Origin of the sequence: Eggerthella sp. AM16-19 (assembly GCF_003474385.1) — a bacterium.
Taxonomy (GTDB): Bacteria; Actinomycetota; Coriobacteriia; order Coriobacteriales; family Eggerthellaceae; genus Senegalimassilia.
This window is the reverse complement of record NZ_QUCY01000023.1, coordinates 1-23,599: the sequence shown is the minus strand read 5'-3', so window position 1 is coordinate 23,599 and position 23,599 is coordinate 1. Positions and strand designations below refer to the sequence as shown.

At 63.0% G+C, this 23,599-nt stretch carries 16 protein-coding genes; 9 read left to right on the top strand and 7 right to left on the bottom strand.

Annotated elements, in window-relative coordinates; all coding sequences use genetic code 11:
- The first annotated feature begins 40 nt into the window (after positions 1 to 40).
- The 8 genes from hypA (at position 41) to groL (ending at position 8,442) form a co-directional block, all read left to right on the top strand.
- Entirely contained in the window at positions 41 to 394 is a 354-nt protein-coding gene (gene hypA, locus DW178_RS09015; RefSeq protein ID WP_118350724.1) for a hydrogenase maturation nickel metallochaperone HypA, read from the top strand.
- Positions 395 to 549: 155 nt separating this feature from the next.
- Positions 550 to 1,203: a hydrogenase nickel incorporation protein HypB gene (gene hypB / locus DW178_RS09010; protein ID WP_118350722.1), complete on the top strand. Its 654-nt coding sequence runs from the start codon at positions 550 to 552 to the stop codon at positions 1,201 to 1,203.
- Positions 1,204 to 1,496: 293 nt separating this feature from the next.
- Positions 1,497 to 2,315, top strand: coding sequence for an NAD(+) synthase (nadE, locus tag DW178_RS09005; protein WP_118350720.1), 819 nt, complete (start codon positions 1,497 to 1,499; stop codon positions 2,313 to 2,315).
- 177 nt (positions 2,316 to 2,492) lie between these two features.
- Positions 2,493 to 3,971, top strand: a complete 1,479-nt coding sequence (locus DW178_RS09000) for an FAD-dependent oxidoreductase (protein WP_118350717.1) — start codon at positions 2,493 to 2,495, stop codon at positions 3,969 to 3,971.
- Between the two features lie 76 nt (positions 3,972 to 4,047).
- A complete protein-coding gene (locus tag DW178_RS08995; protein ID WP_118350767.1) occupies positions 4,048 to 5,310 on the top strand; it encodes a sensor histidine kinase in 1,263 nt (420 codons plus the stop codon).
- 3 nt (positions 5,311 to 5,313) lie between these two features.
- Positions 5,314 to 6,174: a response regulator gene (locus tag DW178_RS08990; protein WP_199669281.1), complete on the top strand. Its 861-nt coding sequence runs from the start codon at positions 5,314 to 5,316 to the stop codon at positions 6,172 to 6,174.
- 255 nt (positions 6,175 to 6,429) lie between these two features.
- Positions 6,430 to 6,717, top strand: a complete 288-nt coding sequence (locus DW178_RS08985; protein ID WP_042432634.1) for a co-chaperone GroES — start codon at positions 6,430 to 6,432, stop codon at positions 6,715 to 6,717.
- Between the two features lie 90 nt (positions 6,718 to 6,807).
- The gene (gene groL / locus DW178_RS08980; protein ID WP_118350714.1) at positions 6,808 to 8,442 is read left to right on the top strand and encodes a chaperonin GroEL; all 1,635 of its coding nucleotides are present in this window, start codon (positions 6,808 to 6,810) and stop codon (positions 8,440 to 8,442) included.
- A 358-nt stretch (positions 8,443 to 8,800) separates the two neighbouring features.
- On the opposite strand, the gene DW178_RS08975 is transcribed toward groL, so the two are convergent.
- The 7 genes from DW178_RS08975 to DW178_RS08945 form a co-directional block, all read right to left on the bottom strand.
- Positions 8,801 to 9,874: a type IV pilus twitching motility protein PilT gene (locus DW178_RS08975; protein ID WP_118350711.1), complete on the bottom strand. Its 1,074-nt coding sequence runs from the start codon at positions 9,872 to 9,874 to the stop codon at positions 8,801 to 8,803.
- Positions 9,875 to 9,905: 31 nt separating this feature from the next.
- The gene (locus tag DW178_RS08970) at positions 9,906 to 10,388 is read right to left on the bottom strand and encodes a hypothetical protein (protein WP_118350708.1); all 483 of its coding nucleotides are present in this window, start codon (positions 10,386 to 10,388) and stop codon (positions 9,906 to 9,908) included.
- 1 nt (position 10,389) lies between these two features.
- Complete coding sequence (locus DW178_RS08965) at positions 10,390 to 10,818, bottom strand: PQQ-binding-like beta-propeller repeat protein (protein ID WP_118350705.1); 429 nt, start codon at positions 10,816 to 10,818, stop codon at positions 10,390 to 10,392.
- Position 10,819: 1 nt separating this feature from the next.
- The gene (locus DW178_RS08960) at positions 10,820 to 11,359 is read right to left on the bottom strand and encodes a DUF4860 domain-containing protein (protein ID WP_118350703.1); all 540 of its coding nucleotides are present in this window, start codon (positions 11,357 to 11,359) and stop codon (positions 10,820 to 10,822) included.
- On the bottom strand, positions 11,356 to 11,682 hold the full coding sequence (locus DW178_RS08955) for a hypothetical protein (RefSeq protein WP_118350700.1): 327 nt from the start codon (positions 11,680 to 11,682) through the stop codon (positions 11,356 to 11,358). The genes DW178_RS08960 and DW178_RS08955 overlap by 4 nt, the downstream gene beginning before the upstream one ends.
- Positions 11,683 to 11,702: 20 nt before the next feature.
- Entirely contained in the window at positions 11,703 to 12,755 is a 1,053-nt protein-coding gene (locus tag DW178_RS08950) for a type II secretion system F family protein (RefSeq protein WP_118350698.1), read from the bottom strand.
- A 158-nt stretch (positions 12,756 to 12,913) separates the two neighbouring features.
- The gene (locus DW178_RS08945; RefSeq protein WP_158574149.1) at positions 12,914 to 13,867 is read right to left on the bottom strand and encodes a transglutaminase-like domain-containing protein; all 954 of its coding nucleotides are present in this window, start codon (positions 13,865 to 13,867) and stop codon (positions 12,914 to 12,916) included.
- A gap of 423 nt (positions 13,868 to 14,290) precedes the next feature.
- Between DW178_RS08945 and DW178_RS08940 the strand changes: the two genes are divergently transcribed.
- A partial coding sequence (locus tag DW178_RS08940) for an Ig-like domain-containing protein (RefSeq protein WP_147363853.1) occupies positions 14,291 to 23,599 on the top strand: 9,309 nt, incomplete at its 3' end.

Below are 23,599 nucleotides of genomic sequence, written 5' to 3'. Positions count from 1 at the left end.
GGCACGGGCGCCGCACGGTTTCGCGGATCGAAGGAGCTGCATGCACGAGCTAGGTATCATGACCGGCGTCATGGAGGCGGTGGAGAAGTCCGCCGTGCAGGCGGGCGCCACGAAGGTGCTCAAGGTCACGTTGTCCATCGGCGAGATGACCGAGGCCATCGAGGACTCGCTGCGCTTCGCGTTCGAGGTGCTCACGGAGGGCACCATGAGCGAAGGCGCGGAGCTTGAAATCAACATGGTGACGCCCCGAAGCCTTTGCTTGGACTGCGGCGCCGAGTACGAGCACGACCGTTTCCATATGGTGTGCCCCGAGTGCGGCGGCTATAACACGAAGCTTTTAGCCGGTCGTGAACTGCAGATCGATTCCATCGAGGTCGACCTGCCCGACGACTAACGAGCGTCAGCGCGTCGCTGTGCCGGCTAAGCCGCGGCCGTGCGCGGGGGAGGCGCTTCCTCATAGGGCGCAGCCGGAAGGCAACGTGCATTCGCCGCGCCTTTCCAATCCGGTTCATAACTGAAACCGCTGCTTGATCAATAGGAGGATTCAGCATGCAAATCGATATGAAGCAACCCATCCTTGACAAGAACGACCAGCTGGCGGCGCAGCTGCGCAAGCGCTTCGCCGACAGCCACGTGTTCGTGCTCGACCTGCTTGCCAGCCCCGGCTCGGGCAAGACGTCCACCATCCTTGCCACCATCGAGGCGCTTCGCGACGAGTTCAACATCGCCGTCATCGAGGGCGACATCGCCAGCAACGTGGACGCCGAGAAGATCAAGGCGCAGGGCATTGCGGCCGTGCAGATCAACACGGGTGGTGCGTGCCACCTGGAGTCCAACATGATCAGCCGCGCCATCGACGTGCTCGACCTGGAGCGCCTGGACCTGATCATCGTGGAGAACGTGGGCAACCTGGTGTGCCCGACCGACTTCGACCTGGGCGAGAACGCCAAGGTCATGATCTTGTCCGTGCCCGAGGGCGACGACAAGCCGCTCAAGTATCCCGGCGTATTCCAGGCGGCGAAGGTGGTCATCCTGAACAAGGTGGACACCATGCCCGTGTTCAACTTCGATCGCGAGGCGTTCGACGCCAGCGTGCGCCAGCTCAACCCGCAGGCCCCCATCTTCCCCATCGCCGCGACCAAGGGCGAGGGCGTCGAGGAATGGGCAACCTGGCTGGCAGAGCAGATTCGCGCCATCCAATAGCACGGCGAATATATCCCATCCAAGCAGGCGGCATGTCCCAGGGCGTGCCGCCTGCTTGCGTTTCGGGGGCTCCCAATGCCATCCCGCTTTAACAGGAGGGGTGACAAGATTGAGCGCTGGCGTACGCGGACGGCGGCAAGGGCAAGCTTTACGCCGCCCGCCCGCCGTCCCTGGTTCACTGGTCGTGCGATTCGACCGGTTGCCAAGCTGTTGCGTGCTGGCAATCACCTTGAAACACTGCTTGGGCATACTCGTATCCGAAGGAATCCCGCTTGTGCTGAAAGGACAGCTGTATGCGAGCGAATGATATGTACGAGGCGTGCGCCGACGCGCTGCGCGCCTATGCGGAGGGCGCCGGCTTCACCGATATGGTGGTGGGGCTTTCCGGCGGCATCGATTCAAGCGTCATCGCCGTCTTGTGCGCCGACGTGTTCGGCTCCGATCACGTGCACGGCGTCATGCTTCCCGGCCCCTATTCCACGGAGCATTCCCTGGACGATGCCCGCGAGCTGGCGGACAACCTGGGCATCGAGACGCACGTCGTGTCCATCTGCGAGCCGTTCGAGGCGTTCGAGGCGGTGCTGCGCCGTTCGGGCTGCGGCAAGCTTTCGGGTACGGCGTCGGAGAACACGCAGGCGCGCTGCCGCACCGTGGTGCTCATGGCGCTCTCCAACGCCAACGGCTGGATGCTCGTGAATACGGGCAACCGCAGCGAGTCCATGATGGGCTACTCCACGCTCTACGGCGACACGGCCGGCGCGTTCGCTCCCATCGGCGGCCTGTACAAGACCGACGTGTACGCCATCGCGCGCTGGCGCAACGAGCGCGCCGAGCGCGACGGCCAGGTGCTCCCAATCCCCGAGCACGTGCTGGTCAAGCCGCCCAGCGCCGAGCTGGCGCCCGGCCAGGAGGACGAGAAGTCCATGGGCATCGACTACCCCACGCTCGACCGCATGCTCATCGCGCATTTCGAGCACGGCGTCAGCGAGAACGGCCTGGTGGAGGCCGGGTTCAACCGCGCCGACGTCGAGCGCGTGCTGGCGAAGGTGCGCTCGCAGGCCTTCAAGCGCGCCCTCGAGCCGCCGTATCCCACTGTGAAGTTCTACGAATAGGGAAGCGCCCGCGGCGCCCCGCATATCGAGAAGATGTGACGCGCGCCGAACGGCCGGCTGCGCGCGGGGCGCGTGCGTTACCATGGCTGCGATATCGAAATGGGGGACGGTGCCCAAAGCCGGTTGCACGGCGGCGGGCGCCGTCCCTTCGCCATCTAGTGAAAGAGCATGCCCTACATGAAACGCCGCGATTTCTTCAAGCTGGTCGGCGCCTCCGCCGCCTTCGCTGCCGTGCCCCTGCTGTCATCGTGCAGCTCCGCCGCGGCGCCCTCTGCCGAGGGCGCCGGCGTGCTCGGCCAGCCCCAGGTGTCGTTCTCCACATCGGTTGACGTGCTCATCCTGGGCAGCGGCATGGCGGGCCTTTCGGCGGCCATGGACCCCTCCGAGGCGGGGCTGTCGGTCATGGTGGCCGAGAAGCTCGATGTTCTGGGCGGCGAAAGCTACGAGTCCAACGCCATCATGGAGGTGTGCGGCAGCCAGCTGCAGAAGGATGCGGGTATCACCGAGACCTGCGATGACGTGTGGCCCGAGCGCAAGGAGGCCCTGAAGAGCGCCGGCGTGACCGATCTTGAATTCGCGAAGCGCCTGTTCTACGCGGCGCCCGAGTGGGTCGACCGCATGAAAAGCTCGTACGGCGCGCAGTTCGCCGACCCCGCCAGCTATTCCGCCAACGAGGCGAACCGCCGCCGCGTGCTCCCGAAAAACGGCATCGGCGACACGGAGAGCATCATGATGCCGCTGCGCGACAAGCTGGCGGCGAAGGGCGTGCAGTTCTCCACCGGCTATTGCGCCACCGGGTTCATTCTGGACGAGGCGGGCAAGGTGTGCGGCGTGCGCTTCTCCACCAGCAAGAAGGACCAGTCCGGCGTGGTCGACGTGCATGCGCGCGCCGTGGTGGTGGCAACGGGCGGGTTCGCCAGCAACCAGTCGCTCGTGCGCCAGTACCTGTCGGCGTGGGAGCGCATCGGCTGCTACACCGCCGCGTCCATGGGGGAGGGTCATAAGCTGTGCCAGGCGCTCGGCGCGCAGCTCAGCGACATGAGCGTGACCCCGTCGGTGATCAGCGACCTTCCGCAGGCGGCTGCATGGGGCATGTTCGCGCCCACGCTCGTGGTGGATGCGCAGGGCAACCGCTTCGCCAACGAGGACTACATGCGCGACCTGTGCGCCGCATGCTTCATCCAGGAGCGCGGCTATTTCTGGACCATCTTCGACAGCGGCATCTCGGAGAGCGGGCAGGCCCGCAGCGCGGCGCAGGTGACGGCGAAGCACGCATCGCGCCTGGTCGGACCATGCGACACGGTGGAGCAGCTGGCGTTAGGCATGGGCGTGTCCGAGGACGTGCTGGGCAAGACCGTCGACCGCTTTTCCAGCATGGTCGAGGCCGGCAAGGACTCGGATTTCGGCCGCAAGCAGTTCCTGGAGAACCTGAAGCCGCCGTATTACGCGCTCAAGCAGTTCCCCGTGCGCTTCCGCACGCGCGGCGGCGCGGTGGTGGACGGCGGCGGGCGCCTGCTCGACGCCAACGGCAAGGCCATCGCGGGCGTGTACTGCTGCGGGGCCGCCGCGCAGGGCGGCGGCGAGAGCCTGACCACCAACGGGGCCTTCGGCGTGCTCACCGGCAAGGCCGTGACCGAGGATCTGGGAGCGGCATAGCCCTATCGTCCGCATCCGCGCGATTACCTCGGGCGGCGTATGGCGCGCTTGGCGTGCTCGGGATACCATGGACGGCATGGATAACCTTCTTATGACATATCGCGACATGACGGCGCGCGACTGGCTGGTCGACGCCGCGGTGGCGCTGGCGGCGTTCGCCGTGGGCTGCCTGCAGCTTATGCTCACGGCGTCGTCGATCATCATTCCCGACCTGGCGCTTCGCCAATATCTCGGCGTGGTCAACGTGGTGCCCGACCTGCAGGTGTTCGTGGGCCTGGGCATGACGGTGGTGCCGCTCGTGCTGCGCCGCCGCTTCCCGCTGCCCGTGTTCGCCGCGTGCCTGGTCATCTTCCTGGGCCTGCAAGTCAGGTTCTCGGGCTTCTCCATGACGGTGGTCGGGCCGCTGGTGGCGCTCTATACCGTGGCGGCGGAATGCGGCACCGTGCCCGGCGTCGCGTGCGGCGCGGCGGCGGTGCTGTCGCTGCTGTTCGCCGGCGCGCCCATGCAGGCGGCCAGCATGGTGTTCTTCACGCGCTTCCAGAATATCGCGCTCATGGTGGCGGCGGTGCTTGCCGGTTACGCCTACCGCACGCATGTCGCGTACGTGCGCGCGGTGGAGCAGCGCGCGGCCGAGGCCGAGCGCACGCGCGAGGAGGAGGCCGCCCGCCGCGTGGAGGAGGAGCGCGTGCGCATCGCCCGCGAGGTGCACGACATCACGGCGCACTCGCTCTCGGCGGTGAGCATCCAGCTTGCCGCGGCCGAGCGGCTGGTGGAGCGCGATCCCCAGATGGCGAAGGAGGCGGTGTCCACGGCGCGCGCCACGGCGAAGGCCGCGCTCGACGACATCCGCTCTATGATCGGCGTGCTGCGCCACGGCGACGACGCGGCCGAGACCATGCCCGCCGCGGGAACGAACCAGGTGGACGAGCTGGAGTCGTATCTGCGCGGCGCCGGCCTGGACGTGACGCTCGATATGGCGGCGTATGATCGAGCCCGCGTGCCCGCGCACGTCGACATGGCGCTGTTCACCGTGGCGCGCGAGGCGTGCACGAACGCGGTTCGGCATGCGCGGGCGCAGCGCGTGTCGCTGCGGTTCGCGGTGGAGGACGGCGCGGCCACGCTGTCCGTGATCGACGACGGCGCCGGCTGCGGCGCGGCGGCGCAGCCGGCAGATATGGCCGCCCCCCAGCTGCCGCGGGCGGCCGATGGCGCGGGCCACGGCGTGGCGGGCATGGCCGAGCGCATCCACGTGCTCGGCGGGTCGTTCTCGGCAGGCGATGGCGAAAACGGCGGGTTTTGCGTGCGCGCGAGCATCCCGCTTCGCGGAACGGAGGCATAGCGAATGGAACAGACGCTCGACGGCGAAGGCGCGGCAAACGCATCCTCGCAGGCGGCCAACCTGGCAACCCCGGCAAACTCGGCAGGCCCGGCCAACCCGGCAACCCCGGCCAGTGAGTCCGGCACCTCCCCGCAGGCGGCCAATCCCGCCAGTATAGCGAGCACCCTTTTGCAGGCGGCGGGTGCGAAGCGTCCCGTGCGCGTGCTAGTGGCCGACGATCAGGACCTGGTGCGCAGCGGCTTCCGCATGATCTTGTCGTCCTACGACGGCATCGAGGTGGTGGGCGAGGCGCGCGACGGCGATCAGGCGGTGCAGCTTGCCGAGCGCCTGCGCCCCGACGTGGTGCTCATGGACATCCGCATGCCGCGCGTCAACGGCATCGATGCCACGCGCGCCATCCGCTCCAACGCCGCCCTCCAGGACGTGCAGGTGCTCATCCTCACCACGTTCGACCTGGACGAATACGTGTACGACGCGCTGTCGGCGGGCGCCGGCGGCTTCCTCCTCAAAGACGCCGAGCCCGACGAGATCGCATCGGCGGTGCGCGTGGTGGCGGCGGGCGAGGCGCTCATCGAGCCGTCCATCACGCGCCGGCTCATCGAGACGTTCGTGGCGGCGCGCCCGGGCGTGCCCGCGGGCGCCGCGGCACGCGGCATCGACCAGCTCACCGATCGCGAGCGCGAGATCCTCACGCTGGTCGCGCGCGGCCTTAACAACGACCAGATCGGCGAGCGCCTGTTCATCAGCCCCGCAACGGTCAAGACGCACCTCGCGCGCATCATGGCCAAGCTCGATGCGCACGACCGCGCGCAGCTGGTGGTGCGCGCCTACGAGAGCGGGTTGGTGAAGCCCGGCGTGATGTGAAAGCTGGCGAAAAGGGGGAGCGTCGGCGGCTATCGGCTGCCGGCGCTCCTTCTGTCTTATGCGCTTGCGCAAGAACTTTTCGGAGCGTGCCATAAATCACCGTAATCCACTTGCAATCGGACGGTCGGCTGCTATAGTAGGCAATGTGTTTAGCACTCGTTACCAAAGAGTGCTAGCACTCAGAAACACAGAGTGGTTAAATAACGGGTATGCGAAACCAATCTCGCGTAATCGATGCGAAAGGAAGGCAGCGTTATGAATCTTAAACCCCTGGGCGACCGCGTTATCGTGAAGGCTGACGAAGCTGAGGAGACCACGGCTTCCGGTCTGTTCATCGCATCCGAGGCCAAGGAAAAGCCTCAGAGCGGCGTCGTTCTGGCAGTCGGCGCTGGCAAGCCCGATAAGGACGGCAACCTGGTTCCCGTTCCCGTGAAGGTCGGCGACAAGGTCGTCTACGGCAAGTTCGGCGGCCAGGAGATCAAGGTCGACGGCGAGGACCTGCTCATCCTCCGTGCCGACGATCTGTACGGCGTCTTCGAATAAGTTCCGATCGTTTCACCTCGTCAGTAAACATGGGCCTGCGCCCGGTATCTTGGAACCGCGCGCAGGCCGCATTCGAAAGGAAGCTTTAGAATGGCTAAGGATATCAAATTCGAGGCTGATGCCCGCAGCGCTCTGGCCGCAGGCGTCAACAAGCTGGCAAACGCCGTCAAGGTCACGCTCGGCCCCAAGGGCCGTTACGTCGCCCTTGAGAAGTCCTTCGGCGCTCCGCTGATCACCAACGACGGCGTCACCGTCGCCAAGGAAGTCGAGCTGGAGGATCCGGTCGAGAACATGGGAGCCCAGCTCATCCGCGAGGCCGCTGTTAAGACCAACGACGTCGCCGGCGACGGTACCACCACCGCCACGCTGCTGGCCGACGTGATCGTCTCCGAGGGCCTGCGCAACGTCACCGCCGGCGCCGACGCCCTGGGCATCCGCCGCGGCATCCAGAAGGCGACCGACGCCGTGGTCGAGGCCATCAAGGCCGACGCCACCCCGGTTTCCACCACCGAGCAGATCACCAACGTCGGCACCATCTCCGCCGGCGACGCCGTGATCGGCGCCAAGATCGCCGAGGCCATGGACGCCGTGGGCAAGGACGGCGCCATCTCCGTCGAGGATTCCCAGACCTTCGGCCTGGACATGGACATCGTCGAGGGCATGCAGTACGAGCGCGGCTACATCAGCCCCTACATGGCCACCGACATGGAGAAGATGGAAGCCAACCTCTCCGACCCCTACATCCTGCTGACCGATCAGAAGATCTCCAACATCCAGGACATGGTCCCGCTGCTGGAGCAGATCATGAAGACCGGCCGTCCGCTGTTCATCGTCGCCGAGGACGTCGAGGGCGAGGCTCTGGCCACCATCCTGCTGAACAAGCTGCGCGGCACCTTCACCGCCGTGGCCATCAAGGCCCCGGGCTTCGGCGACCGCCGCAAGCGCATCCTCGAGGACATCGCCGCCGTCACCGGTGCGCAGGTCATCGACAAGGACTTCGGCATGACCCTGGCCGATGCCAAGATCGAGATGCTCGGCACCGCTAAGACCGTCAAGGTCACCAAGGACCGTGCCCTGATCGTGGACGGCGCCGGCGACAAGGCCGCCATCCAGGACCGCATCACCCACATCAAGAAGGAGCTGGAGCGCGTCGACTCCGACTTCGATCGCGACAAGCTCCAGGAGCGCCTGGCCAAGCTGTCCGGCGGCGTGGCCGTGCTGAAGGTGGGTGCTGCCACCGAGGCCGAGCTCAAGGAGAAGAAGTCCCGCATCGAGGACGCCCTGCAGGCTACCCGCGCTGCTGTCGAGGAGGGCATCGTCGCAGGCGGCGGTGTGGCTCTGATCAACGCCATCCCGGCTCTGGACACGCTCGAGATCACCGACGCTGACGAGAAGGTCGGCGTGGAGATCATCCGCAAGGCCATGGAGGCCCCCATGCGCGCCATCGCTCAGAACGCTGGCTTCGAGGGCTCCGTCATGGTCGACAAGGTCCGCCACATGGAGAAGGGCGAGGGCGTGAACTTCGCCGACGGCACCACCGGCAAGATGATCGAGATGGGCGTCAACGACCCCGTCAAGGTCACCCGCACGGCTCTGCAGTCCGCTGCTTCCGTGGCTGCCCTGATCCTCATCACCGAGTGCACCATCAACGAGATCCCGAAGGATCCCGATCCGGCGGCCGCTGCTGCTGCCGCAGGTGCAGCCGGTATGGGCGGCATGATGTAAGCAACAGGTTCATAAACCTTGCAGCAAAAGGGCCCGCTTCGGCGGGCCCTTTTCGCGTCTTGTGGGGAAGTCGCGGCGGCTGTCGCAGCCTCGATATGCGCAGCTGCGGTGTTAGGCGCGACCGCGGCGAAGATCGTCCCGGGCGCAGCCGCCGCGGCTTTCGCCTGGCGTATCGCGCTACGACCGGCGAGAACGCTCGCGTCGGGGAGTTCGAACCGTCTACTTAGGTTCCCCGGCCGGGCCCCGTCGTTTCCATTCGATCGTCGGAATGCAACAAAAACGCCCTCCTGCAGTTGCAGGAGGGCGTTTGCGGTCTTATATGCGGTTTGCTGGTCCCCTTACAGGCACTTGCCTGGCCTTACAAGCCTTCGGCCTGGAAACGGCGCAGGAGGGCTTCCTGATGGTGCGAGTACTGCAGCGCGACGTCCTTCGCCACCTTGCCCTCGCGCACGGCGTTGAACAGCGCCTGGTCCATGGTCTGCATGCCGGCGGCGCCGTTGGAGGCGATCACGGAGTCGATCTGGTAGGTCTTCTCTTCGCGGATGAGGTTGCGGATGGCGGTGTTCATGTGCATGACCTCGAACACGGGGATGGTGGTGCCGTCGAGTGCGGGGATGAGCATCTGGCTGACCGTGGCCTGCAGCACGAGCGACAGCTGGGTGCGGATCTGGCGCTGCTGGCTGGCGGGGAAGGCGTCGATCATGCGCTCGATGGTGTCGGCGGCGCTGGTGGTGTGCAGCGTGGAGAGCACCAGCTGCGTCATCTCGGCGGCGTTGATGGCGGTGCCGATGGTCTCGGCGTCGCGCATCTCGCCGAGCAGGATGACGTCGGGGCTTTCGCGCATGGCCGAGCGCAGCGCCTCGGAGTAGTTGGCGATGTCGGTGGGGATTTCGCGCTGCGTGATGATGCAGGAGCCGTGCTTATGCACGAACTCGATGGGGTCCTCCATGGTCAGGATATGACCCGTGCGCTTGTGGTTCATGCGGTCGAGCATGCATGCCAGCGTGGTGGACTTGCCGCAGCCGGTGGGGCCCGTCACCAGCACCAGGCCCCTGTTCAGGTCGGCCAAGCGCATGACGGGCTCGGGGATGTTCATCTCGTCGGGATCGGGCAGCCCGAAGGGGATGACGCGGATGACGGCGCCATAGGAGCCGCGCTGGCGGAAGATGTTGGCGCGGAAACGGCCGATGCCCGGGACGGCGAAGCTGAAGTCGTCGTCGTGGTTGACGCTGTCGGCGAACAGGCTCAGGTCTCGCCCTGCCAGCTCGTAGACCGTCGTGATGTACTCCTGCGTGTCGGCAGGGGTGAGCGGGGGCGTGTCCGTGCGCACATGCGATCCGCTTGCCTGGTACGCCAGAGGCAGGCCGGCGATGATGAACACGTCCGAAGCGTGCACCTCTATCATCTTCTCGAGTAGGCTTTTCAGTTGCATGGCGATCCTCCTATGCTATTGCTTCTCGTCATTAGTTAGTGGAAAGAAGAGCTTTCTCAGGAAGCTCTTGCGCGGTAGTCATCTTCCAGGCGTCCACGGTGCAGCCGTTCGCGGCGATGGTCGCCGTGGCGACAAGCTCCTTGCCGTCCTGCGCGATGACCGTGAACGTGACCTGCGTGCCCGCTACGTCGATGAAGGACCGCAGGTCGCGGGCGCTGCTTGCCTCGGCGGCGTTTTCCAGCAGCTTGTCGGAGCGGTGCTGGACCAGCGCGGCTGCCGCTGCGGGCGAGCCGCTTTCGGCGATCTGATCGTCGATCTGGGCGAGCAGCGCTTGGCCGAAGGCATCCAACTCGTAGGTTTGCGACAGCGCGTCGGCCTGCCGCTGCGCCATGGCCTCGGTTGCGTGCGTGGTGGTGATGCACAGCATGGCCAGCACCGCCAGCAGCAGCACGGACACCAGCGTCAGCAGTGTGATGGGGCCGATGCGCACCCCTTCCCCGGTTCGCCTTGCCATGCTATCTCACCCCGCTTTCGTATCGCGACGCGTCGAGCGCGTACACTTCGCCGGAATCGTCGCTCACGGTGATGTGCGCCGTGTACAGCGTGCCCCGGCCCTGCGCGTCGGAGTCGACGTCGCAGCTGACCGTCAGGCCGTCGGAACCGTCGACGGCGGATGCGTCCCCGGCGGCGACGCCCTGGCCGACCGTCTTGCCGGCGGCGACGGCTGCGGGGTCGGACGAGAACTCCTCGGCGGCGTTTTGGGCCAGCAGCGTGGCCCTTGTCAGCTCTTCGGCCTGATGCGCCGCAACCGCCGAGTGCGTGAACAGCTGCGTGAACACGGCCATGGACGCGATCAGCACTGCCATAAGCACCAGCGCCTCGATGAGGAACGCCGTATTCACCTTGGTTCTCGAGGCGTCTTCGATCTGCTCGTTCTTCGTCATCCTAGGCACCTCCCTGCATGTAGCGAAGGGCCACCTCGGCGGTTCCCTGATCGGTGGTCACGGCCAGAAGGCCGTCTGAGTACGAGAAATCGAAGGTGTCGGAAGCCGTCACCTCGGTGGCCTTCTCGGGCGTGTACCCGCTGCCTGCCAGGCTGTATTCCTGCACCACCTTGCCCTCGTACAGGTAGAAGCGCGTTTCGTAGGTACCGGAATCCAGCGGTTCCACCACCACGAGAGACTTGCCCTCCGGTCCCTGGCCTTGGGCGATGGCGCCCTTGGAATCGTTGGCGCGCACGACATTGCAGATAAGCCCCGCTCCTTTGCGCTGTGCGCTGCTGGCCTGTTGGTCTGCGGAAACGGCCTTGTACACGGTCACGCCCGAGATGAGCGCCATGAGCAGCGCCGCGAAGAACGCCGCTAGCAGCAGCGTGGGGAAGGCGCGCCTTGCGCCGGCGCCTTTTTCGTTGGACGGCGCACCTTGCGTCACGGAAGCGATGGCGTGGATGCGCTGCTTGTGGGTTTCGTTCGCCTGCGGGTTCATCGGGGCGTCACCACCACGCTGGGCATGATGTTGTCGGCGAAGCACTCGTAGGTGATCACGTAGTCATCATGGTTGATGGTCAGCCCGTAGCTTTCCTCGAGGTGCTCGAGCGAGCTCGGGTAGCTGCCTTCGATGGCGCAGCACTGCTTGGCCGAGGCCAGGATGGAGTCGCGCAGCGCCGCGGCGCCTTGCGTCTTGGCGTTCTCCTGCACGACGCTGTATACGGCGAAGGTGGCGAGGGCGAGCGCCGCCACCAGGCATGCGGTGACGACGATGCGCTTGCGCCGCCGTTTGATATCATTGTCAGTGAGTTCGTGGAACATGGCTGTTACCTGCGATTTTGCTATGCGATCGAGCCCATGATGCCAATGAGCGGCAGCATGACGGCGATAAGGGTTGCGCCGACGGCGATGGTCAGGAAGGCTGCCAGCGTGGGTTCGACCCGGTCGACCGCGGCGTCGATCTGCATGTTGGCGTCGTCGAAGAACACCTGCGCAAGATGGCCGAGCACCTCGTCGACGGAGCCTGCGTGCGTGCCCATGAGCAGCATGCGGCCGTATACGGGCTCGACGATTTCGTGCTCGACGATGGCCTGGGCGAGGCTGCGCGGGTTCTCAAGGTCGATCATGGAATCGTAGGCTGCCTGCAGCTCGGCTTGCAGCTTGGCGTGGTCGATGGTCGCCATGGCCTTGCGCATGGCCTCTTCCTCCTGCACGCCCGATGCCACCAGGGACGAAAGCGCGCTGACGAAGCGGGAGAGCGCCAGCTGGTACATGGCCCGGCGGGTGCCCGGGTAGCGTTCGAGCATCTTGGTCACGCGGTTGCGCCCGCTTTCGTTGCGCGCGCAGATGGCCACGTATAGGGCGGCTACGGTGGCGACCAGCACGATGGCCAGGGCTATCCAGCCGATGGCGATGGACACGCCCACGGTGTTGAAGGACCCCGAGGTCATGGATCCGGACAGGTTCTCATAGGCGCTGGAGAAGATGGGGAGGATGATCGCCACGGTGAACACTAGGATGACGCTCATGATGCACAGCAGCGCCGCCGGATAGCCGACCGAGTTGCGCAGCTTGGCGAACGCGCGGCCTTCGCTATCGTAGTAGCGCCCGAGGCTGCGCAGCACGCGCTCGGTGCGGCCCGATGCCTCGCCGACGCGCACGGTTTCCGTTGCGTAGGCGGGGAAGGCGCCGGTAGCCTCCATGGCGTCGGCGAGGTTGGAGCCTTCGGCGACTTTGGAGTAGACCGCGTCGCATACGCGCTTGAATTCGGATTGCTCGCGGTTCTCCGCAAGCATGTGGGTGGCTTCGTCCGTTTGGACGCCGGCAGCCAGCATGGTCGCCACGCTGCTGCAGAACGCGCTGATGGCGCCGCTCTCCAGAAGCTTTCCTGTCATCGGTACCTCCTGGGTTATCGGTTTAAACGTTCGTTATTGTCTCACATATAGTAGGCGATGACGTGCGTTTTCGCCTATTTTTGAGAAGAAGTTGATACCCCGGGGCCACTATGTGCCGGGCGAAGGGGTTTCGGTAGCGAGCGCTTTCGCCCGCGCTGCTAGTACGCATAGCGGTCGGTGTAGCTTTCCCCGTCCCCGACGTTCGCCCCGCCTCCCGTTGCCGCGAAGGTCAGGTCGATGCGCGACCAGGTGTTTGGGGAGACGCTGAAGCGGGCGCTCTGCCAAGTGCCATCGATATTCACCATGATCCAGGCGTGGTAGATGCCCTGCGGCGAGACGGTGCCGGTGACGATCTTCGCGGGAATCCCCTGGCTTCGCAGCATGGCGGCGCCTAGGCTTGCGTAGTCGAAGCAGACGCCTTTGCCCGACTGCAGCGTCTCGTCCGGGTCGGGGATGTATCCGGTGGAATCCTTGAGCTTTGCGGCCTTGTCGTCGTCGTAGGCGACGTTGTCGACGATGTAGGTGCAGATCGCGCGTAGGGCCTCCCCCTGGTTCTCGCAGCCTTCGACCAGTTCGCGGGCCTTGGCCACGCAGCTGCTGGAGGCGGTGTAGCTGCAGTAGACGTTCGGGTGCAGGAACGGGGCGAACTCCGAGGTCAGCGCGACGTCGATGTCGACGCTGCACAGCTCCACGTAGTTGTTGCCCGACGTGTTGCGCATGATGCGTACCGTGTATGGGCCGTCGCCGAGCGCCAGCGGGCACGCGATGGGCGTGCCGTTTTGGGGCATATCGAAACTGGAGCTTGCTTGACCGCTGATGACCTGGGCTTTTATACGCGCGTTCGAAACGGCGCTCACGCTGACGTAGCCGTCTTGCGCGTGGGACGCATCGATGAGCGCGTCGTTGGCGCCTGTGGCGGCGCTCGCGTCGAACTGCGTTTCCTCCACCGTGGCGGCAGGGGAGAACGCGGCGCCGGTGGCCTGGTCCTTGCCGGCGCCTCCCGCGCCTCCGGATCCGCTGCATGCGGTAAGCCACAGCAGGGCGCAGAAGGCCGTCGCCGCGATGGCGGCGATGAGCGGGGAGGTGCGCCTTGTCAGTGCGGATGATTCCATAATGCGTCGATTATACGCGTGGAGGGTGGGATTTCGGCCTGCGCAGTTAAACGGTTTTGACACGAGATCGTTCGTTCTCTTCATCGTTCGTCACGTTGTCGGGAAAGCCCGGAAAACCCTTCTATCGGAGGGGTGACAGTTCTGTGGACATACAAAAGGGGCGTTGTTTGTTACGGGCGAATCGAAGAAATGGGTAGAATCGCATATTGAACTGGGATTCTGTATATGAATTTATTTGATTTGAATGCTGAAAATTAGTGGCAGGGGAGGTACAGAATAGGGGGAATCGTTATATAATTGCCCACAATAGCCTGCACTAGGCCGACCGCGCGCTTCGAATGGTCACGCGCGGTGGTGAAGCGGGTTGAAACGGTATTTCGGCTGTGAACGTTTCCGACGGAGACGCTTGATGAGGTGAACGATATGAAGGCAAAGAGCAACCAGCTGACGGTGGAGAGCATGACGCAGCGGTACTCGCTGGGTCACAAGGCGCTGTCCGTGGCACTGTCCGTCGTCTTGATGGGATTCGGCTGGCCGGCGGTTTCGCCGTCGCAAGTGTACGCCGGCGATGGCGCCGCGGCAGACGATGCGGCGGTGCAGGTGGAAGGCACCTCGTCCGCTGCGGCCACGAGCGCGGCCGACAAGGCCGCTGATGCGGCGGCAAGCTCCGCGGCGTCCGCGGCGAGCTCTGCAGCGCCTGCGGCAAGCGAGCAGCCTGCGTCCACGACGTCGCAGCAGCAGGCCGCCCCAAGCGCTTCCGAGCCCGCGCAGCCCGCTGGGACGCAGCAGGACGAGAGCGCGAAGGAGGATGCCGACACGGCCGACGTCGAGCTGGTGCTGGGCAACGCCTCCATCACGTATATGAACCAGGTCGTCTCCGCGCCTGCGCATAAGGTCACCGTGCCCGTGAATGACGACTTCAAGTTCACGGTGTCCCCCGATAACGGCTATAGCCTCACGAAGGCGGTGCTCAAGGTTTCCGGCAAGGAGAACCCTATCTCCCCCGATGAACAGGGCGTTTATACCGTTTTCGCCGCCGACGTAGCCGCCGGCGCGACCGTGACGCTTGAGACTGAGGCTGTTTCCAGCGATTCCGGCAAGGATAACGCCGCCGTCTCCATCGAGGATGATGCTACCGAGAAGACGCAGGCTTCCGTCTCCGGCTCAGGAGCCATCTCCGGCCCCACCTCCGTCGCGCAGGGCAACACCATCACGCTCACCTATAACGGGGATATGACTCCCCAAAATTGGTTTAGCCCTGAGCAGGGTCTTTTCTCCGAATGGAATGTTTCGGCCGACAAGAAGACCCTGACCCTAAAAGCTACTGATAACTGGGCGTTCGTCGGATCTAAGAAAACGGCGACTATTTGTATGGAATACACCGATCAATCCGATCAGTGGCACACTGGGGTTGCTAACAGCATGACCTTCGACGTGACCGTCAAGAAACGCTCGTTCACCGTCGTGCAGCCGGAGCCGGTTGCGGAGGGCCAGGATCATTTCTGGATTCCGCAGATCAAAGACAACGAGACGGGGAGGGTCTTCAGCATCTCCGATGCGCCAGACGGCGCCTTCCTTCCGCTCGAGTACTACCGTGATGGCCAGAGGATCGAAAACGCCAGCCAGTATCGGCATGATACGAACGAGTTCTCTAAGCTCGGCACCTATACGGTAGTCGTCAAGCCGGATAACGGATGGATTTACGACTTCGAGGGTATGGGTCAAATCGAAATCGCCATTCCCACCAAGAAGCCCGACAACACGGACTTTGAGAAGTGGATCTACGTTGGCGAGAGCGTTGACCTTGAAGGCGACGAAAACGCGTGGTGGGGAGAGCGCTGGAAGGTATCCAGCGGTTCCGAGAACGTCGAGCTGTCCGGGTCCGGCAACGTAAAGGGCCTTAAAGTTGGCGACGCGACAGTGGTGCGCGGGTTCTATTCCCCGGGCTGGCATACCGAAACCTTCACCATCCATGTGATGAAGAAGCCGGCAGCGACGTCGCTGTCCATTTCCGGGGCTGACACGGTCGAGCAGTTCAAGAACATCACGTTGACCACGGACTCCGATACGGACGTCACGTGGACCTCGAGCGACCCCTCGGTCGCCACCATCGACGCTTCCGGCAAGGTGGTCGGCGTCAAGCCGGGCAAGGTCACCATCACGGCCACCACGGTCACCGCGGAGGGTAAGGTGCTCACCGCCACCCACGAGGTGACGGTGAAGACATCGGGGGTCTCACCGACGAGTTGCTATCTGTTCTTTCAGAATAGCCCTACCGCCAACCCGGACAGCAACGGCACTGCCTCCTGGTTTCCCTCCGGCGGAAATCATGCCTTAGGGGTCAAGATCAATCTTGACGGTTTGAACCTTCCGGGCGGCAAGAACAGTTACGACAACGTGGCGAATCGCGTGACGCAATGGCCTGATGGAAGCACGGGTTCAAGCTGGGTGCTCGATAGGAACGGCGCATATAGCCAGTATTGGAACGCCGTTTTCCGGGCATGGAAGAACACGCTCTCCAAGGAGCAGGGCACTCAGATCACGGAAGATGACGTGGAGGAGATCGCGCTCTATCCGTACAAGATCTCGAACAATACGAATGTCGGTTGTGGATACCACCTGGATTGCAAGGTGGTGGTGAAGTGCAGCAAGGCGATTAACGCGGTGTTCTATCTGCAGGATGCCGATGCGTCCGGCTTCGCTCAGTACGATGCTGCCACGTACAGGCTGGAAAAGGGTATTGCGCAGGTTACCGCCCCCTCCAAAACCCCCGCTGATGAGAAGACCGTCAACGGTGTGAAATATAAGTTCATGGGATGGTACTCCGATCAGGCTTGCACGCAGGCGGTGTCGTTCCCCATGCGCACGAGCGAGAACGTAAACTACTACGGCAAGTATGTGGCTTGCGATCAGTCCATCCAGGTCAACTACTATCTTAAGGGGACCACAACTCAGGTTGCGCCGTCCAAGACCCTTTCCGGTTACATGAAGGGTCAGACGGTTGTGCAGAGCCCCATTTCCATTGAGGGCTATAAGCCTGTTTCCGACGAGACGAAATCCGGCGTGGTGGGCACCGACTCCTCCATCGACTTCTACTACACCGCAAATCCGGCGGACTATAGCGTCGAGTACTACTGGACGGGTTCGGACAAACCGCTTTCAAGCGAGAAGCGTTCGGGCCATGTGGGCGACCAGGTTACCGGGCTTGAGCCCAAGGCGATTGCCGGTTACACGCCGGTCAACGATAACGTCCAGGACCTCAAGCTCGGCGCCGACGAGTCCAAGAACGTGGTGAAGTTCTACTACCGCCAGAATGTTTCGCTGACGGCGAATTCCGATTCCAAAACCTATAACGGCTCCGAGCAGAGCGTCGATGGCTACACGACGAACCTTCCCGAGGGCGTGAGCACCAGCTTCGACGGCGTGACGCTCGAGGGCGGCAAGGGCACGAACGCCGGGGATTACCCGTATACGTTCGCGAATGGCACCATCGGCAAGGTCAGCTCCGATAATAACTATGTCGTGACCCGGACGATGCCCGGCAACCTGCACATCAGCCCCGTTGCCGACGAGGTCGTCGTGAAGATCGCGGGCAAGACAGGTACCGAGAAATACAACGGCAAGCAGCAGACTGTCTCCGGTTGGGATGTGACCGAGGCGCCCGACGGCTTCGATCAGTCGAAGGTCACCCTTGCGGAGGGCGCAACGGCTGAGGCCAAGGGCAAGGATGCCGGCACCTACTATATGGGGCTTACTGCCGCTAGCTTCGTTTCCGCTGACGGCAACTACGCCAAGGTGAAGTTCGAGATCGTCGACGGTTCGCTTGAGATCACCAAGCGAAAGGTGACCCTGTGGTCCGAGGACGGCCATAAGAATTACGATGGCAGCACGCTCCAGCGTCAAGCCAACATTCGCGTCGACGGGACGAAAGACGTTTACGACAACGATAAGGACACCACCACCCAGAAGACCTTCGAGGGCGATGGCTTCGTCGAGGGCGAGGGCGTGAACAACAAGAACGTCAAATGGTTCGATGAGAACAACATCGCCCCCGGCTGCTATGACAACAAGTTCGAGTGCGAGCCTCGTTCCGGCACCAATTTCGACAACTACGAGATTACGTACGAGTACGGAAAACTGTACGTGAACAAGCGTGCCGACAACAAGAAGTACGAGGTCACCGTCAAGGGTGCAAGCGGCACGTCCGTCTATGATGGGCAGCCTCATAGCGCAACCGGCTTGGAGACGACCTCTTATACTAATAAAGAAGGCGTTCAGTTCTCTATCCGGGCTAAGACGTCCGGTGCCGAGAACAAGGTGGACGCCGGTACATATGAGAACAAAGTTTCCGACGTCGTCGTTACCGACCCCCATGGCAACGACGTGACTGATCAGTTCAAGATTACGACTGAGGACGGCAAGCTCACTATCGACAAGCGTTCGGTGACGATTACGGCCGGGTCCGCGGAAAAGGAATACGACGGCAGTGCGCTGACCGCCGATCAGGCTGACCCGAAGTTCACCACTGACGGCTTTGTTGACGGCCAGGGCATCTCCAATGTTACCGTGGAGGGCTCGCAGACCCAGTGCGGCACCTCCGCCAGCACCATTAAGGACAACAGCTGGAAGTTTCAAACGGGGACGAACGGGGATAACTACAGCGTTACCGTGAAGCCGGGAACGCTGACGGTGAAGCATCGTTCGGACGACAAGAAGTATGCCATCACGCTGACGGGCAAGAGCGATACCGCCCCGATCTATGACGGCAAAGAGCACACGGTGTCCGGCGTGGAGCAGGATAAGTGGACCTTCGATGGCGTTGAGTACACTGTTTCCAACTACAATGCAAGCGTTTCGGGCACGGATGCTGGCACCTATGACAATATCGTTACCAGCGGCGAGGACGGCTATAAGGTGACCGACCCGAACGGCAACGACGTGACGGAGGAGTTCTCCATCGGCGTCGCTCCGGGCACGCTGACCATCAAGCCTGCTGAGGTAACCGTGACTGCCGGCTCTAAGACCAGGGCTTACAACGGGTCCGCTCTGACCGCTGCTGAGGCGGAGCGCGAGTTCACGGCCGATGGCTTCGTGGGCGATGACGGCATCGCGTCCGCCAGGGTCGACGGCTCCATCACCAACGTCGGTGAAACCGACAGCAACGTGGTGCAGGACAGCGTCGTGCTCAAGGACGACGCCAAGGCATCCAACTACAACATCACGTATAAGCCCGGCAAGCTTGAGGTGACGCCCAACACCGACGAGGTGGTTGTCACCATCGCCGAGAAGTCCGATACAAAGGAATACAACGGTTCCGAGCAGTCCGTCGAGGGCTATGAGCTTCGCAGTATCTCGAACAGCAACTACGCCGCCACGGATATCGAGTTCGTTGGCTCCGCTGACGATCAGGTTGCCAAGGGCACCGATGCCGGCACGTATGAGATGAACCTCAAGCCCGAGGACTTCAAGAACAACAGCGCCAACTTCACCAACGTGAAGTTCCAGATCGTCGATGGCTCGCTCACCATCACGAAGCGCGCCGTGACGCTGACTTCCGCTACGCCGGCTGAGAAAACCTATGATGGCAACCCACTTGAGGATCGCACCGTCAGCATCACGAGTGGCAGCCTGGCTACCGGGGACAAGTTTGTCGCAGACGTCACGGGTTCTCAGACCAATGCCGGCAGCAGTGCAAATGCGTTCACGTACAAGCTGGTGAACGCCGCGGGCGAGGAGCTGGCGAAAGACGCCGAGGGCGCCTACCGTAACTACGACATCACCAAAGTCGAGGGCGTTCTGAAGGTGAACCCGGTGTCCGATGAGGTTGTGGTGACCATCGCGGGCAACCATGCCGAAGGCGCTTACAACGGGAAGCCTTTGACGGCTACCGGTTATAGCTTTGCGTCCTCTAACGCGCTGTACACCAGTGCAAAGGTCGCTTTCTCCGGCGAGAACAGCGTGTCGCGCACCGATGCCGGCGCGTCTGTCATGGACCTGCAGGGCAAGTTCACGAATGCCGATGCGGTCAACTTCCCCAACGTCCGCTTCGATATCACGAACGGTTCCGTTGCTATCTCCAAGGCGAAGGTGACGCTTCAGTCCGCCAATCTTGAGAAGGAATACGACGGCACGGCTCTGACCAATAAAAAGGGTGGCGAGGAGCAGACCCCGCTTGCGGTGGAGTCCGGCTGGGCCGAGGGTGAAGGCGCCGCTTACACCTTCACTGGTTCTCAGACGCTGGTGGGCGGCAGCCCCAACGCGTTCAGCTACACGCTGAATGAGAACACCAAGGAAGGCAACTACGATATCAGCGTGATCCCCGGTCAGCTGACGGTGACCAATCGCCAGGCGCAGTATCAGGTCACGGTCGAGGCGAACTCCTCCACCGGCAACACGTACGACGGCGTTGAGCACGCGGCGACGGGATTGAAAACGTCCGAGTTCACGGTGGACGGCCAGAAGTACACGGTCGAGGGCCTGAATACCTCCGACCCGAAGGCCGTTAACGCCGGCGAATATGCGAACACCATCAGCGGCACGCCGGTGGTGAAGGATGCTAACGGCAACGATGTGTCCAGCCAGTTCGCTGTAACGCTGGTTCCGGGCAAGCTGGAAATCGCGAAACGCTCCGTCACGCTGACCTCGGCAAGCGAAAGCCGGGTGTACAACGGCGAGGCGCTGACCAATGATGGCGTCACCGTCGGCGGCGACGGCTTTGTTGCGGGCGAGGGCGCTGTCTATAACGTGACGGGCGCCATTACCGATGCTGGCAAGGTGGCGAACTCGTTCACGTACGGGCGCAACTCGAACACCAACTTCGACAACTACACTATTACTAAGGAAGAAGGCACCCTTGAAGTGACGCCGGTTGCTGACAAGGTCACCGTCACCATCACGGGCAACAGCGCCACGTTGCCGTACAGCGGCTCCGAGCAGAGTGTGACAGGGTACTCCTTTGCTACGAGTGATGGTCGCTACCGCGAAGCAAACGTTAAGTTCCAGGGCGAGGCCGTCGCCAAGGGCACGAATGCCGGCACCTATAACATGAACCTGGCTTCCGGGCAGTTCTCCAATACTAGCGGCAACTTCACCAACGTGGAGTTTGTGGTCGTCGATGGCTCGCTTGAGATTACGGGCGGCGATCTCGATGCTGACAAGGTCGTCTGGGATGTGCACGATGTGCAGAAGGTCTACGACGGCACGCCGCTTTCCGCATATGTCGCAAAAGCCACCGACAAGTTCGGCAATGCGCTCAAGGTGGAGTACAGCACCGATGGCGAGCAGTGGACGGACGACCCGTCGAGTATCACGCTGACCCATTTCGGCGCTCAGCTGGTGATGCTGCGCGTGACGAGTCCCAACTACGCTGCTGATCAGTACGCGGAAAACGGGGAATGGGTCGCCATTACCAGCCGCCCGGTCACGTTGACTTCTAAGGGCGATAACAAGAAATATGATGGTGAACCGCTTACCAACGATACCGTGACGGTTGAAACGAAGGGCGAGGGGACCGGCTTCATCGACGGCGAGGGCGTGACCATCAAGGTCACCGGTTCCCAGACCGATGCCGGCGAAAGCGACAACACCTTCGACTACACCTTCAACGAGGGCACGAACGCCAACGACTACTGGGTGAAGACTGAACTCGGTAAGCTCGTGGTGACCGCGAGCGACTCCGAGGTGGTTGCGACCATCGCCGGCCATAACAAGAGCGTCGAGTACAACGGCTTGGAGCAGTCCGTTGAAGGTTATGACTTCGTCGAGGCTTCCAGCAAGTTGTACGGGGAAGGCGACTTCGCCTTCAGCGGAACGGCCGTTGCCAAGGGCACGGATGTCGGCACCTACAAGATGAACCTTGCTTCCGAGCAGTTCGCCAACACCAGCAAAAACTTCTCGAAGGTCACGTTCGCTGTAACGGACGGCACGCTGACCATCACGCCGAAGTCCATCATTCCCGATCCCGAGAACCCGAAGAACACGATGTCCGTCGATTCGCCTGCGGTTGTCGTCTACAACGGCCAGGATCAGACGTGGACGCCCGTGGTCAAGGATGGGGAGCGCAAGCTTGAGCCCGGCAAGGACTACACCGTCGAATACAGCACCGCCGATCGCACCAACGTCACTGGCGAGATCACGGTAACCATCAAAGGCATCAACAACTATTCCGGCGAGGTCAAGCGCACGTACCAGATCACCAAGCGCCCCGTTGAGCTGAAATCCGAGGGCGGCTCTAAGCCCTACGACGGTACCGCGCTTGTTAAGCCCGAGGTTTCCGGCTGGCAGCAGCAGGGAGACACCGGCTTTGTGATGGGCGAGGTTTCCAACGTTCGCGCTACGGGTTCCGTGACCACCGTTGCCCAGGGAGAGGTCGCCAACTCGATCGCATATGATACGAACGCTGGCTTCAACGCGAACAACTACGCCATCTCCAAGGACGAGGGCAAGCTGAGCATCACGGCGCTTGCGGCCGAAGATGGCATCACCATCACGCCGAACAATGCTACCTATATATATGATGCATCCTCGCATGAGGCGGGCGCCGCAACGGCTTCGGCTTCCGTCGCGGGAACCGACGTGAACCTTGAGTATCGCGTCAAGGGCAGCGCCGATACCGAGTGGCGCAGCAACGCTTCCGCGATTACGGCGATCAACGCCGGCACCTTGACCGTCGAGGTTCGCGCTTCCGCTGCGAACTACAGCGGCTATAAGTATGCAGAGCAGACGCTTACCATCCAGAAGCGCGACGTCGAGTTGACGTCCGCCAGCGCTTCCAAGGTCTATGACGGTGCGCCCCTTGCGAAGGACTGGGTCGACATGGGCCCGAACCGTCCTGACACGGGCTTCATCTGGACCGACCTTGCCGGTGACGGCCAGGTCCACGCAAAGGGCTCGCAGACCGGGGTCGGCTCCTCCGAGAACGCGATCTCCTACCAGCTCAAGCCCGGTGCGGAGAACAACTACAACATCATCGGCGAGCACGTCGGCACCCTTACGGTGACGGCTCAGTCCATCGCACCCGATCCGCAGAACCCGGATTCCTATAAGGGCGTCGCGATCGACGAGCCGAGCGACCATGTCTACGACGGTGCGGAGCACAAGTGGGCTCCCGAGGTTACCGACAAGGACGGCAACAAGCTCGTCGAGGGCAGCGATTACACGGTGACCTACGATACCGACGACTTCGTGAACGTGAAGGTCGTCAACGTGACGATCGCCGGTATGGGCAGCTACATGGGCACGTGCGTGAAGGCGTACGAGATCACGAAGGCTCCGCTGACCGTGAATGCCGGCAGCGCTTCCAAGGTTTATGACGGCGAAGCCCTGACTGCGGGCGCGACGATCGAGGGCCTCGTTGGCGGCGAGAACGCTACCGCTCAAACCCAGGGTTCCCAGACCGAGGTCGGCTCTTCCGCCAACACGGTGTCGGGCATCACGTGGGATACCGCTAAGGAAGGCAGTTACTATATCGCTGCGCAGAACGGCGGCACGCTGACCGTCACGCCGAAGGGCATCGCCCAGATGACCGTCGGCAGCCTGCCCGACGTTACCTACAACGGTGAAAGCCAGCAGCAGAAGCCGGTCGTGAAGGACGGCGAAAAGGTGCTGGCCGAAGGCGTCGACTACGAGCTGACCTACTCCGGGAACACGACCGATGCGGGTACTGTGACCGTGACCGTGACCGGCAAGGGCAACTACGCCGGCAGCGTCGAGCGCGCGTACCGCATCACGCCC

What these genes read in the sequence shown, in the direction of transcription:
- DW178_RS08990 (WP_199669281.1), top strand. Translation starts at nt 5,314, where the DNA reads ATGGAACAGACGCTCGACGGCGAAGGCGCGGCAAACGCATCCTCGCAG.
- DW178_RS08970 (WP_118350708.1), bottom strand. Translation starts at nt 10,388, where the DNA reads ATGGCAAGGCGAACCGGGGAAGGGGTGCGCATCGGCCCCATCACACTG.
- groL (WP_118350714.1), top strand. Translation starts at nt 6,808, where the DNA reads ATGGCTAAGGATATCAAATTCGAGGCTGATGCCCGCAGCGCTCTGGCC.
- DW178_RS08960 (WP_118350703.1), bottom strand. Translation starts at nt 11,359, where the DNA reads ATGAACCCGCAGGCGAACGAAACCCACAAGCAGCGCATCCACGCCATC.
- DW178_RS08995 (WP_118350767.1), top strand. Translation starts at nt 4,048, where the DNA reads ATGGATAACCTTCTTATGACATATCGCGACATGACGGCGCGCGACTGG.
- DW178_RS08965 (WP_118350705.1), bottom strand. Translation starts at nt 10,818, where the DNA reads ATGACGAAGAACGAGCAGATCGAAGACGCCTCGAGAACCAAGGTGAAT.
- hypB (WP_118350722.1), top strand. Translation starts at nt 550, where the DNA reads ATGCAAATCGATATGAAGCAACCCATCCTTGACAAGAACGACCAGCTG.
- DW178_RS08975 (WP_118350711.1), bottom strand. Translation starts at nt 9,874, where the DNA reads ATGCAACTGAAAAGCCTACTCGAGAAGATGATAGAGGTGCACGCTTCG.
- DW178_RS08955 (WP_118350700.1), bottom strand. Translation starts at nt 11,682, where the DNA reads ATGTTCCACGAACTCACTGACAATGATATCAAACGGCGGCGCAAGCGC.
- DW178_RS08950 (WP_118350698.1), bottom strand. Translation starts at nt 12,755, where the DNA reads ATGACAGGAAAGCTTCTGGAGAGCGGCGCCATCAGCGCGTTCTGCAGC.
- DW178_RS08945 (WP_158574149.1), bottom strand. Translation starts at nt 13,867, where the DNA reads ATGGAATCATCCGCACTGACAAGGCGCACCTCCCCGCTCATCGCCGCC.
- nadE (WP_118350720.1), top strand. Translation starts at nt 1,497, where the DNA reads ATGCGAGCGAATGATATGTACGAGGCGTGCGCCGACGCGCTGCGCGCC.
- DW178_RS09000 (WP_118350717.1), top strand. Translation starts at nt 2,493, where the DNA reads ATGAAACGCCGCGATTTCTTCAAGCTGGTCGGCGCCTCCGCCGCCTTC.
- hypA (WP_118350724.1), top strand. Translation starts at nt 41, where the DNA reads ATGCACGAGCTAGGTATCATGACCGGCGTCATGGAGGCGGTGGAGAAG.
- DW178_RS08985 (WP_042432634.1), top strand. Translation starts at nt 6,430, where the DNA reads ATGAATCTTAAACCCCTGGGCGACCGCGTTATCGTGAAGGCTGACGAA.